This window comes from Streptomyces sp. NPDC097640, assembly GCF_040302705.1.
Taxonomy (GTDB): Bacteria; Actinomycetota; Actinomycetes; order Streptomycetales; family Streptomycetaceae; genus Streptomyces.
The window spans coordinates 541,359-552,925 of the sequence record NZ_JBEOSB010000001.1 but is presented as its reverse complement, the minus strand read 5'-3'; the positions used below and the strand labels follow the sequence as shown (position 1 = coordinate 552,925).

8 protein-coding genes are annotated in these 11,567 nt (G+C 71.1%); all 8 read right to left on the bottom strand.

The window, feature by feature from the left end; all coding sequences use genetic code 11:
* Position 1: 1 nt before the first annotated feature.
* The 8 genes from ABTY62_RS01830 to ABTY62_RS01795 all read right to left on the bottom strand — a co-directional run bounded on the left by ABTY62_RS01830 (position 2) and on the right by ABTY62_RS01795 (position 11,417).
* Entirely contained in the window at positions 2-2,287 is a 2,286-nt protein-coding gene (locus ABTY62_RS01830; protein ID WP_352127348.1) for an Ig-like domain-containing protein, read from the bottom strand.
* Positions 2,284-3,504, bottom strand: coding sequence for a carbohydrate ABC transporter substrate-binding protein (locus ABTY62_RS01825; protein WP_352127347.1), 1,221 nt, complete (start codon positions 3,502-3,504; stop codon positions 2,284-2,286). The genes ABTY62_RS01830 and ABTY62_RS01825 overlap by 4 nt, the downstream gene beginning before the upstream one ends.
* Positions 3,505-3,596: 92 nt before the next feature.
* A complete protein-coding gene (locus ABTY62_RS01820; protein WP_352127346.1) occupies positions 3,597-5,471 on the bottom strand; it encodes a right-handed parallel beta-helix repeat-containing protein in 1,875 nt (624 codons plus the stop codon).
* Between the two features lie 27 nt (positions 5,472-5,498).
* Complete coding sequence (locus ABTY62_RS01815; RefSeq protein ID WP_352127345.1) at positions 5,499-6,263, bottom strand: RraA family protein; 765 nt, start codon at positions 6,261-6,263, stop codon at positions 5,499-5,501.
* A gap of 22 nt (positions 6,264-6,285) precedes the next feature.
* A complete protein-coding gene (locus ABTY62_RS01810) occupies positions 6,286-8,223 on the bottom strand; it encodes a DUF8034 domain-containing protein (protein WP_352127344.1) in 1,938 nt (645 codons plus the stop codon).
* A 3-nt stretch (positions 8,224-8,226) separates the two neighbouring features.
* Entirely contained in the window at positions 8,227-9,093 is an 867-nt protein-coding gene (locus tag ABTY62_RS01805) for a carbohydrate ABC transporter permease (protein WP_352127343.1), read from the bottom strand.
* On the bottom strand, positions 9,090-10,055 hold the full coding sequence (locus tag ABTY62_RS01800) for a carbohydrate ABC transporter permease (RefSeq protein ID WP_352127342.1): 966 nt from the start codon (positions 10,053-10,055) through the stop codon (positions 9,090-9,092). Before ABTY62_RS01800 ends, ABTY62_RS01805 begins: the two co-directional genes overlap by 4 nt.
* A gap of 90 nt (positions 10,056-10,145) precedes the next feature.
* Positions 10,146-11,417, bottom strand: coding sequence for an ABC transporter substrate-binding protein (locus ABTY62_RS01795; protein WP_352127341.1), 1,272 nt, complete (start codon positions 11,415-11,417; stop codon positions 10,146-10,148).
* Positions 11,418-11,567 lie beyond the last annotated feature (150 nt).

Here is an 11,567-nt window from a genome sequence, read left to right as displayed (position 1 = left end):
CTCAGTTGTTGATGCGTACCTTGCTGAACTTCGCCGTCGTGTAGTGCGCGACGGCGTTCGCCTCCTTGTTGCCCTCCACCACCAGCCCGGCGTAGACCCGTGGCCCCATGGGGACGCGCTCGTAGCCGACGCGTGTCCACTGGAGGGAGTCCGGTGAGACCTCGGCCGTGAACTCGTCCCCGCGCAGGGTGATGCGCAGCCAGTACGGCTTGTTGCCCAGCATCTCGTCCTCCTCCCACGGGTAGTTGCCCACGTTCATCTCGGTGCCGTGGGAGTGCATGCGCTTCGCGGTGGCCTTGATCCCGCCGTTCGCGACATAGATGCCCATGAGGCAGAACGGGGAGTCGGGGGTGAGGTTCTCGCGGATCATGATTCCGGCGAGGACGTCCTGGTACACCGCGCTGATCGAGTCCAGGCGTGCGACGACCTCGACGACCTCGTCGTCGGGGGCGTCGATGGCCCGGTACACGAAGTGGCAGGAGTCCTCACGGCCCTTGATCTTCCCGGAGCCGCGCAGGGTGAACACCGCGCCGTCCAGGGCGGCGGCCCCCGCGATGGGCACCGCGCCGATGTCGGCCGCGGTCCAGGTGCCCAGCGAGGTGGAGCGGTTGACGTGGACGGGCACCATGCTCGACGTGGTGGCGGTGCCGGTGGTGTCGGTGGCGCGGGCGGTGAGGTGGTGGGTGCCCGCGGGCGCGCCCCGCCACACGATCTCGTGCGGGGCGGCGGTGGTTTCGCCGAGCTTCTTGTCGTCGGCGTAGAACACGACGGAGGCGATGCTCGCGCCGTCGGCCGCAGTGGCGGTGGCGCGGAGGGTGAGGTCGCCGGTGCCGCTGTCATCGGCGAAGATCTGGTCGATGGCCGGGGCGGTGAGGGCGACGGCCGGGTTCGGGGCGCCGGTGGGCCCGAGGGAGTTGAGATAGAGCTCCAGATTGCTGTAGCCGGTGTCCGGGTCGATGGCGCGGCCGTCCGCCGGGTCGTCGGGGTCGAGGCCGTGTGCGCGCTCCCAGTCGTCGGGGATGCCGTCGTGGTCGCTGTCCTTGGGAGGGTCGGCGGAGGCCAGCGGCACCGGGCCGCCCACCTCCTTCTGTGAGTTGATGCTGCGTCCTGTGCCCTTGCGCACATCGTTGACCAGCCGCGCGTCGATCGCGTCCCGGCGCGGCAGGGTGGCGCCGGCGCCCGCGAGGACCGCCTTGTACGCCTGTTTCGGGGTCTGCTCCTCGATGGGGCTGGGGAAGGCCACGGGCTCGTCCCGCAGGGTGGCGCCGCCGAGCGGGAAGCGGACGCCGAGCCGGTTGTCGGCGGTGACCTTGCGGTGTCCCTCGATGAGGTTGCCGTCGACGTGCCAGATGCCGCCGCGGTTGGGGGCGATGATGACGGGCGCGATCTCGGCCACGGTGTTCGGGCCCGGCTTGTAGTAGTTGCCGACGATGTTGATGCCGTCGGACCACTCGCCTCCGTACGCGGAGGTGTAGCCGTAGTTGTAGATCACGTTGTTGCGGTGGTCGGCCTTGAGGGCCATGTCCTCGACGAAGCTGAACCGCGGGTTGCGGCCGCCGTTGTGGACCAGCAGGTTGTGGTGGTAGGTGACGTTGTCGCCGCCCCACAGACCGCCGTAGCCGTGCCGGCCCTTCTCGTGCGCGGACATGGTGAGCCCCTCGGCGATGACGCACCACTGCATCGTCACATTCTCGTTGCCGTACGGCGAGCACACCTCGTCGACCGCCCAGCTGAAGGAGCAGTGGTCGATGATGACGTTCTCGCAGCGCTCCATGCCGAAGGTGTCGATCGGGGTGCCGAGGGCGTCCGTGCCCCGGAACCGCAGATGGCGCAGGATGATGTTGCGCTCGTCTTTGATCTTGGTTTCGTTGCCGACGACGCAGATGCCGTCGCCGGGCGCGGTCTGGCCGGCGATGGTGAGGTTGGACCCGGTGATGTCCAGGCCGCCCCCCAGCTCGATGGTGCCGGAGACCCGGAAGACGATGGTGCGGTCGCTGCCGGACACCGCCTCGCGCAGGGAGCCCGGTCCGGAGTCGGCGAGCGTGGTCACCTCGTAGACCTCGCCACCGCGGCCACCGCTGGCGTATCTGCCGCCGCCCTCGGCTCCGGGGAAGGCCAGCACGCCGTCCACGGCGTCGGCGGCAGCGGCGAGCTTGTCGTCCGCCCGCGCCGACGGTGTCCACAGAGCCGCGGCGCCCAGCAGCGCGCCGGTGCCGGCCACGAACGCCCGCCGGGCCAGCGGTCGCGCCCCGTCCCGTGGCGCCTCCCGTCTGTTTCCTTCGCTCATGTCCCGTTTCCCTTCGGTCGCAGCAAGTGGTCGGGGCGCCGTGTCCGGTGGCGGAAGCCCTCGTCGAGTTCGGCCAGCAGCCGGGCGGGCGGCCGCCCGTCGGCGAGCCCCTCGCGCAGCAGCCGGGAGGCGGACCGCTGGAAGTCCGGAAAGCCGGCGGCGCGCGGACGCACCCAGGCGTGTTCGACGGTGGCGAGGGTGGCGCGGTAGAAGCCGCCCCAGCGGCTGTTGATGCGGGGGTCGAGCCAGGCGGCCCGGTCGGACGGCTGGCCGCCCGTCACCGGAAAGAGCTCGCACTGCACCGGTTCGGCGAGCAGCCGCCGCAGGTGGTCCCGGATGGCCTCGCGGACCAGCGGGTCGTCGGTCCGGCGGTGCGAGACGGCGAGCCCGGCGCCGCCGAGCACACTGCCCGGCCGCCCTCCGGGGTGGCTGGCCGGGGCGTCGGCGAAGGTGAGCGGGTACGGTCCCGACTGCGTTGCGGGGGCGTAGCCGTACACCAGGGGACAGTAGGCGGGCCCCTCGGCGGAGGCCATCGCCGCCAGCAGCCCCGCCGGGCCGAGCCGCCACAGCCGTGGGTCGCCGCGCGCCAGCAGCCGGGCCATGGTCTCCAGGGCCGCCCCGCCCGTCTCCCGCGAGACGAACTCCGGGCCGCGGCCCGGCTCCTCCCCCAGCGCCACGCACAGCGCGCAGAAGGTGAGCAGGGCGTGCGGGCCGCCCATGCAGAGGGCCGGCGGGACGGGCAGCGCCAGCACCTCGTCCCAGGTCCGCGGCATCGGGTGGCCTGCCATCAGGTCGGGGCGGGCCGCGGCGACCTGGGCCGCGGCGTCCAGTGGCAGCGCCCAGACCCGGCCGTCCAGCACATGGCTGTCGTAGCAGGCGCCGACGGTGCGCCGGCGCCAGTGTTCCAGCTGGGCCGCCGGGAACAGGTCGTCCATCGCCACCAGGCACCCGGCCTCCACCGCGGCGCCGAGGCCGATGTGCTCGACGACCAGGAGGTCGTAGTCGGAGGCGAGGCCGTCGATCGGCGCCGTCTCGAAGGCGGCCGGTGGCTGCCGGTCCCAGCGCAGCGGCAGACCGACGGTCTCGCAGCCGGGCGGGACGGCGGCGTCCAGCCGGGCCAGTTCCTCCAGCGGCGCGTAGCCGCGCGGGTGGTCCCAGGTGAGTCCGCGCAGCTCGTCCGTCACGGCGGGCGGCGAGCTGGTCGGAATGATGTCCATGTCATCTCCTGACGGGCATGGGCCGGGGCTCGCCGGGCCGCTCGCATGGGAGTGGCGGCCCGGCGAGGACCCACGCGGGTGCGCCTGTGCGCTCAGCCGTCCGCGCCGGGCAGCGGATAGGGGAAGGAGGGTTTGACGCCGATCTTGTCGTACTCCATGCGGGAGGGGTCGAAGCCGTCCTGCCAGTTGGCGTTCTCCACGGTGTTGCACCGGTAGCTCTGGTACTTGTCGTCGGTGACCTTGCCGACCTCGATGTCGGTGAAGGAGAAGCCGCAGCCGCCCGCGTCCATGTGCACCCCTCGGGTGCCGCTGTCGGGCATGGAGTCGTCCGGTATGACATCGCCGATGACGACCTGCGAGACGCTGTTGTTGCTGGTGTGCGGCTCGGTGTTGTCCACGCCGTAGGTGTAGAAGGCGCCCATGTCACCGCTGTCCAGACCGGCCTTCTCGATGCGCAGGTACTTGAAGGTGTTGTTGCGCGCGTACGAGTCGCCCGGCCCCACCTCGGGCATCACCTCCAGGGTGACGCCGTAGCGGGCGCTGTGCTCGAAGTAGCTGTAACTCACCTCGTTCGAGCCTGTGTTGAGGAGTTCGACACCGGCCGCGTCGCCGGGCACCAGCTCTCCGTAGTGCGTGATGTAGTTGTCGGTGAACAGGTGGTGGCCGGAGATGTCGCCCTCACCCGGATACCCGCCTTCGACCTTGATGCCGTCGCCGCCGAGGTTCTCCAGCAGGCTGTCGCGCACGGTGAGGCGGTCGTTGGCGAACAGCGCGTAGACGGCGGTGAATCCGGTGTCGGAGATCCGCATCCGCTGGAGGGTGATGCCGCTGCTGTTGGTCACGGTGACGGCGCCGAAGCGGTTGCGGTTCATCTCGATCTGGCGGTCGTACACGGGATACTTGTGGACGTCGCCGGAGTCGCCGTCGCTGATCCAGCCGTAGCGGTACCAGTCGACGAAGTCGGTGTACTGGAGGGCGAGGCCGTCCAGGGAGATGTCCGCCACCCGCCGGTCGGGGGCCGCTCCCGCGATCTTGAACAGCGTCTTGACCGTGGGGCGCATGACGGTCACGTCGTCGATGTCGCCGCGGGGCTTGTAGTAGAGCTGCCCCTTGCCGTAGTCGAGGTAGTACTCCCCGGCCTGGTCGAGGAAGTCCAGGGAGTTCTGGAGGAAGTAGCGGGAGCCGCTGCGGGAGTTCATCAGCGCGTAGCGGGTCCAGTGGGACAGCGTCATCTGGTTCTTGGCGGGGTTCCAGTCCCGGATGGGCACGGTGTCGGTGAACCAGCTCCAGCTGCCGCCGGACCAGACGACCGCCTGCGCGTTGCTGAGGTCCCAGGAGGCGTCCCATTCACCGGGCTTGGAGTAGAGCCACTGGTGCACGGCCTCCTTCTCCGGCTCCTTGAGCACGGAGAACATGTACGGGGCCCAGGTGTCGTCGGACCCGCGGTTGGGGTAGCGGGCGGTGGTGGCCCGCTTCCCGTCCTCGAACAGGGTGTAGAAGCGCCGGTCGGTGCCGACGTCGGCGCGGTAGATGCCGTCCTTGTACTCGGTCCAGCCCGTGACGGGCTCGGCGCCCAGCACACGCGCCTTCCCGGGCCCGTCGTACGAGCGGTAGACGACGCGGTGGCCGCCGCTCCCCGAGTCGCGGTCGTCGAACTCGACGGTGCGGCTGACCGGGTAGTCGCCCGCGCGCAGATTGACCACGATGTCGCAGCGCATCTTCCCCGGCCGGTTGAGGCCCTTGGCGCGGATGTGGTCGCGGGCCTGCTCGATGGTCCGCCACGGGGCGTCCTCGCTGCCCTTGGCGGCATCCCGGCCGTCCGGTGCGACGAAGAGCTGCGTGGGCCGGCAGCCGGCGGCGGCCGCGTCCGCGCTGTGGCCGGGCAGCGCCGCGCCGCCGATCAGCAGCAGCGCGCCCGCCACCGCCAGGGTGAGCCTGAGCTGTGGTCTTCGGATGGTGCGCAACACGGTCCTCCTTGTGGGGGCGGGGGTGCTTCAGGCCTTCTGGTCGCGCCATTGCTCGTACTCGGCGCGGGTGGCGGCCGTCAGCGGGTAGTAGTCGGTGAGGGCTCCTCCCTCCTCGATGCGGGCGCGGCTGAAGCGCTCCCACTGCTCGTGCTCCCGCGCGGCGGCGATCACGGCGGGTGCGGTGCGCCGGGGCACCACCACGGGGCCGTCGTCGTCGGCCACCAGCAGGTCCCCGGGCAGCGCGAGCACTCCGCCGCAGGCCACCGGGACGTCGTACGCCCAGGGGAAGAGCTCGGCCTGGGAGGCGTAGTGGGGGGTGACGCCGGTGGCCCAGACGGGCACACCGGTCTCGCGCACCCGGGGCGCGTCACGGATACGGCCGTCGACGACGATCCCGGCGCCGCCCTTCTGCCGGAAGTAGCGCACCAGCATGTCGCCGAAGCAGCCGGTGTACGGGGAGCCGTAGGCCTGGACGACGAGGACGTCCCCGGGTTCGATGGTCTCCAGGACGGCCCACAGGGCGGTGTGCCGCTCCACGTACTCCTGGCCGAGACCGGAGGCGATGTCCTCGCGCTGCGGCATGAACTGAAGGGTGCGGATCCGGCCGGCGATCTTCAGACCGGGGGCGAGCGGCCGCGGCCCGCACACGAAGGTGCGGCGGATGCCCTGCGCGTGCAGTTTGGCGCAGGCGGTGGCGGCGGACACCTCGGCGAGCCGGGTCAGGATCTGGGGGTCCGCGGGGCCGGGGGCGTCCCCGCGCACCGGCAGGTCCCACACGGGTTCGTCGTCCACGAACGGTCTCCTCACTGTCGGATCACTGTCGAGTCGCTGTCGGACCGGTCTGGTGGGCGGGCGGGTAGGCCCGGGGGGTGAGCCGCAGATCGAGCCGGACCCGGTGTCCCGGGGGCAGCTCCACCTCGAGGCGGGGCCCGCCGACCGGCAGGTCGACGCTGCTGGTGGCGGGGTCGGGGGTGGTGTACGAGCGGGGGTCGCCGGGGTAGCCGGGCGCCGCCGCGTCGACCAGCGCGCGGTCGATGCGGTGCTCGCCGAAGCCACCGGCCTGGACGACCAGCGTGCGGGCACCGGACAGGCCGGTGTGGACGAGTTCGACGCGGACCCGGTCGGCGGTGACGGTGTCCACGAGGGCCGCCACGTCGGGAGGCAGCCCGGGGCGGCCGCGCTCCAGGTCGTGATAGGCGAGGCGGGTGGGCAGCAGTCCGCCGTTGTAGAGCACCTGCGGGGTGCCGGTGGTCAGCTGGAGCAGGGCCTCGGTGAGGACCGGGTTGAGGCGCTGCCAGTGGTGGATGTGCAGCTCGGCCGGGTCGGTGGTGTCCGCGTCGATCAGCGCGATGCGGCGGGCGGCCTGGCCGAGGGCGGTGCGCAGGATCGCCGCCGGGTATCCGGGGTTGTCGCCGCTCAGGTAGGCCAGCCAGGGGGCTTCGTGACCGCCCTCCTCCTTGTTGCGGAACGCCCGGACGGTGCGCCAGTCGTAGCCGGAGACCGCGCGGAGGCGCCGGAGGCGGTCGAGGTCCTCGTCGGCGAGCGAGGCGTGCCATAACCACAGGGGCAGGGCGATCTGGGGCGGCTGGTGGTCGAACCAGCCGCCGTCGTCGTACCGGTTGGGGACCAGGAGGGTGGGACGGTCGGCGTCCTCGCCGAGTTCGGCGAGCCAGCGGTCGGAGGTGCTCATCTCGGTGCCCGTGACCGTGCCCTCGATCCCGTGGCCGAGGACCTCGTCGAGCGGGCCGCGGCCGAGGGGAAGCAGATCGGTGGCGCCGGTGAGGAGGACGGAGTTGACGGCGGCGATCACGGCGGCGTTGCCGACGCTGTAGAGGCCGTGCGGCCACGTCCAGCCGTACAGGCCGCCGTACCACCGGCCGCCGTGGTCCTCGCCCACCTCCCCCGAGGGGCCGACGTTGTCGGGCAGGAAACCGCCGTGCGCCTGTGCCCGGTGCTGCCAGGCGGTGAGGTAGTCGAGGGCCCAGTCACGGTGGCGGTCGTCGTGGTCGTACAGCCAGGCGTTGACCGCGAGGCTGGTGGCGGCGAGGTTGACCGCGGTGTCGCCGCGCCCGAGGCGGGCGTTCATGGCCTGGCCCATGCGGCGGGCGCGGTCCGGGTCGGCCAGGTCCTCCCAGGTGTTGATGGAGTCCAGGTCGCGCAGTGGCAGGCCGTAGGGGCGCATCACGGCCAGGTCCGCGCCGTAGGACGCCCACTCCTTCTGCAACCCGTAGCGGGGGCCCGCCGCGCCGTTGTGCGGGGCCCGGATGGTGTGCGTCGCCGGGTCGTAGTTGCCCGCCGGGGAGCCGGGGAGGTACAGGTCGGCGAAGCGGTGGGCGCGGGCGCGGAACTCCTGGTCGGCCGGGTCGGCGGCGCAGATGCCGTAGAACAGCAGCATCGACTCGCCCAGGTGGAACCAGTCGTATCCGCGTTCGAACTCGTCCACGACCAGGTCGAGTTCGGTGAGCTGGGCGGTGACTCCGGCCCAGTGGTGTTTACAGGCGTCCAGCAGGTCGTCGGCGCCGCCCAGTTGGTACAGGACGGGCCAGTTGAAGAACGCCTCGTAGAAGTCGTCGCCGCCGTCGCGGTCGGCCACCGGTCCGCGGTAGCGCAGCCGGCCGTCGGGCTCGCAGTAGCGGTGGGCGAAGGCCCGCCACGCCTCGTCGAGCACATCGAACAGCCTGCGCTCCAGCACGGCCCACTCCGGCGGGGCGCCGAGCGGGACGGTGGCGGTCACCCGGATGGTGTGCGTCATGGGTCAGCCCCTTGTCGCCCCGGCCGTGAGGCCGCTGATGATGTGCCGCTGCATGAACACGAAGAAGACCAGCAGGGGTGCGATGGCCAGCAGGAGGGTGGGGAAGACGACGGTGTAGTCGGTCTGGTACTGGCTGACCGCCGCGTACACGCCGGTGGTGACCGTGTAGAGGCCGCTGCCCGGGCCGAGGATGATCTGCGGGTTCACGAAGTCGTTCCACACCGAGAAGGTGTTGAGGATGACCATGGTGGCGACCACGGGCCGCATCAGCGGGAAGACGATCCGCCAGAAGGTGCGGATGCGCCCGGCACCGTCGACGGCGGCCGCCTGGTCGAGTTCGCGGGGGATGGTGGCGATGTACCCGGCGTACAGGAACACCGAGAACGGCAGCGTCAGGACCGTCTCGAAGAGGACGAAGCCGCGGACGGTGCCCATCAGGCCGAGGGTCTTGAGAACGTAGACGACGGGGATCACCAGCACCTGTCCGGGGATGAACGTCCCGGCCAGGAAGAACAGCATCAGCGCCCGGTAGCGGCGGCGCGGGCTGCGGGCGATGACATAGGCGGCCGGCCCGGCCAGCACGAGGGACAGGACGTTGACGCAGGCGACGAACAGCAGGGTCACCGCGTAGCCCCGCACCATGTCGAACCGCTCGCTGTCCAGGGCCCGCCCGAGGTACCGGAGGGAGCCGCCGCCGTCCGGCAGGCCGAACGGATCGGTCAGGATCTGCTGCTGGGACTTGAAGGCGTTGACGACCAGGACGTACAGCGGCACCAGCATCAGCAGGCTGACGGCGCCGAGGAACACCAGCCTGGGCGCGCCGCTCGGTCTCCACCGTCGGGCGGGGGTCGTTTCACGACGTGGGCTCATGAGTACACCGCCATCTCCGACCGCCGCCGCAGCCGGGTCACGAGGAGGGCGAGCGTGGCCGTGACGGCCATGAGGACCACGGACTGCGCGGAGCCGAGTCCGAGGCGGCCGTCGTGGAAGGAGTTCCAGAGGATGAGGTAGGCGATCGTGCGGGTCTCCCCGGCCGGTCCGCCCGCGGTCAGCGACACCACCAGGTCGTAGGTCTTGAGCAGGGTCACCAGGGACAGGACGATGTTCACGGTCACCGACGGCCCGAGCGCGGGCAGCGTGACATGCCGGAACACCTGCCATTTCGTCGCGCCGTCGATGCGGGCCGCCTCGGTGAGGGAGCGGGGCACGGCCTGGAGCCCGGCGAGGTACAGGACCACGTTCACGCCGAACGCCGACCACACCACCAGGCACACCAGGGTGGCCAGCGCCCAGTCGGGGTCGGCGAGGAACGGCAGCACCTCGCCTCCGCGCGAGGTGATCAGGGAGTTGACGGCTCCCGTGGTGCCGAGGATGGCGCTCCACAGAAACCCGATGACCAGCGCGCTGAGGACATGGGGGTAGAAGAGGACCATCCGGAAGAAGGCGTTGACACGCGAGGAGCCGTTCAGCAGCAGCGCGAAGCCGAGGCCGAGCACATTCAGGCCCACGGTGCCGAGCCCGGCCAGCAGCAGGGTGACGGTGATCGAGTGGCGCAGGTCCGGATCGTCCAGCAGGGCGGTGTAGTTGGCGGTGCCGACGACCGAGGGGTTGGCGCTGAAGCCGTCCCAGTCGGTGAGGCTGAGATAGCCGGCCAGCGCCACCGGTACGGCGAGCAGTCCGGTGTAGAGCACGGTGGCGGGGAGGACCATGATCGCGGTGGCCAGCCCGCCCCCTCGTACACCGGGCCGCCGGCCACGGCCCGGGGGGCGGGCGTGCCGGCCCGGGGTGGCGGTGCGCCGGCGCGGCCCGCCGGTCTCCCGATCGAAGCGCATGGTGTCCCTTCCTGTGCGCTCGCGGCGATGGTGTGGCTCAGGAGGAGGGGTGCCCGGCCCCTGGCGGGCCGAGCCTGAAGACGGGGGCGTTCAGGACCGGTCGCGGACCCAGCGGTCGACGGCCTTCGCCGCGTCGTCGGGCGAGCGCCCGGTGTACAGGCCCTGCACGGCGGTGTTCCAGGCGGCGTTGAAGCCCCGGGGCAGGGTGTCCTCGCCGTATCCCTCGCCCTGTGCGACGCTCGCGGGGGCCTCGTCGAGGATCTTCTGCACCTCGCGCTCCAGCGGGCTGAAGGTCCGCTCGGAGCCACGGCGGAAGTTGCCGTCCTGTCGCAGCTGGGTGTCGACGGCCTTCTTGTCGGTGACCAGCCACTTGACGAGTTCGAGGGCGAGTTTCCGCTGCCCGCTGTCCTTGAGGATCATGTACGGCATGGACATCGTGGTCCCCTGCGGGCCAGGGTGGCGCTGCCCCTTCTCCACCGGGGCGGGGAACACGCCCACCTCGAAGTCCTTGTCGGCCCCGGCCTCCGCCGCGGTGAACCAGCTGCCCATGACGTACATCGCGGACCTGCCGGCGAGGAAGTCCGTCTCCGCGTCGGCGTACTTGAGCCCCAGCGCGTTCTTGTCGAGGTACCCGCGGTCCAGCCAGGTCTTGTAGAGCCGCAGATACGGGAGCATGACCTCCCCCACCGTCAGCTTCTCGTCGCGCACCTGTCCGTACCAGCCGGGGCGGCTCTGGGCGAGGGAGGGGTTGGAGAGCTGGAGCAGCTGGAGCCCGGTGACGAAGTCGCCCGCGGTCCGCAGCGGCAGGCGGCCCGCCTTCTTCAGCTTGCCCATGGCCGCGGTCAGCTCGTCGAGTGTGCTGGGCGGCCGGGTGATCCCGGCCTCGGCGAAGGCTTCCGTGTTGTAGAAGACGAGCGACTGCGCCTGCTCGCCCACGCCGACGGTGTAGGCCTTCCCGTCCAGCATGGCCTCCTTGGCCAGCGGGGTGTCCGCGACCCAGGCCTGGTCGGTGAGGTCCAGCATCTTGGGCGCCAGCGTCTCGTCGGCGACCAGTGTTTCCACGATGTCGGGGGCGTCACCGGCGGCCAGCTGCTGCTGGAGGGTGTCCGCCACTCCGGTGCCGGTCGGTGCCTCGATCTTGACGTTCACCCCGTCGTGAGCCTTCTCGAAGGGCTCGACGAGGTCGTTCCAGAACTCCTGGGTGAGGTTGGGCGTGATGTTGACCAGGACCCGGAGCATCTTGTCCGGTCCGCCGCCACCGGAGCCGCCGTCGGAGAAACCACCACCTCCGCAGGCCGTGAGCCCCAGGGCCAGCAACACCATCGCGGCGCCCGTCTTCCGTCGTGTCCGTCGTCGGCGCATCGGTCCTCCAGGAGGGCTCAGGTTCAGCGGCTCTTCAGGGCTCCAGGCTTTTATTGGGTCAGTTATCGAGCAACGATTACTTCATAAGTGCGTTGTGACAGGATGGTCAAGTCGGTACGCACAGCCAAAAGTTGATGGCCTAGATGTTGC

Bases quoted from the DNA above. Each gene is read 5' to 3' on its own strand.
- ABTY62_RS01830 (WP_352127348.1), bottom strand. From the start codon at position 2,287: ATGAGCGAAGGAAACAGACGGGAGGCGCCACGGGACGGGGCGCGACCG.
- ABTY62_RS01825 (WP_352127347.1), bottom strand. From the start codon at position 3,504: ATGGACATCATTCCGACCAGCTCGCCGCCCGCCGTGACGGACGAGCTG.
- ABTY62_RS01810 (WP_352127344.1), bottom strand. From the start codon at position 8,223: ATGACGCACACCATCCGGGTGACCGCCACCGTCCCGCTCGGCGCCCCG.
- ABTY62_RS01805 (WP_352127343.1), bottom strand. From the start codon at position 9,093: ATGAGCCCACGTCGTGAAACGACCCCCGCCCGACGGTGGAGACCGAGC.
- ABTY62_RS01800 (WP_352127342.1), bottom strand. From the start codon at position 10,055: ATGCGCTTCGATCGGGAGACCGGCGGGCCGCGCCGGCGCACCGCCACC.
- ABTY62_RS01795 (WP_352127341.1), bottom strand. From the start codon at position 11,417: ATGCGCCGACGACGGACACGACGGAAGACGGGCGCCGCGATGGTGTTG.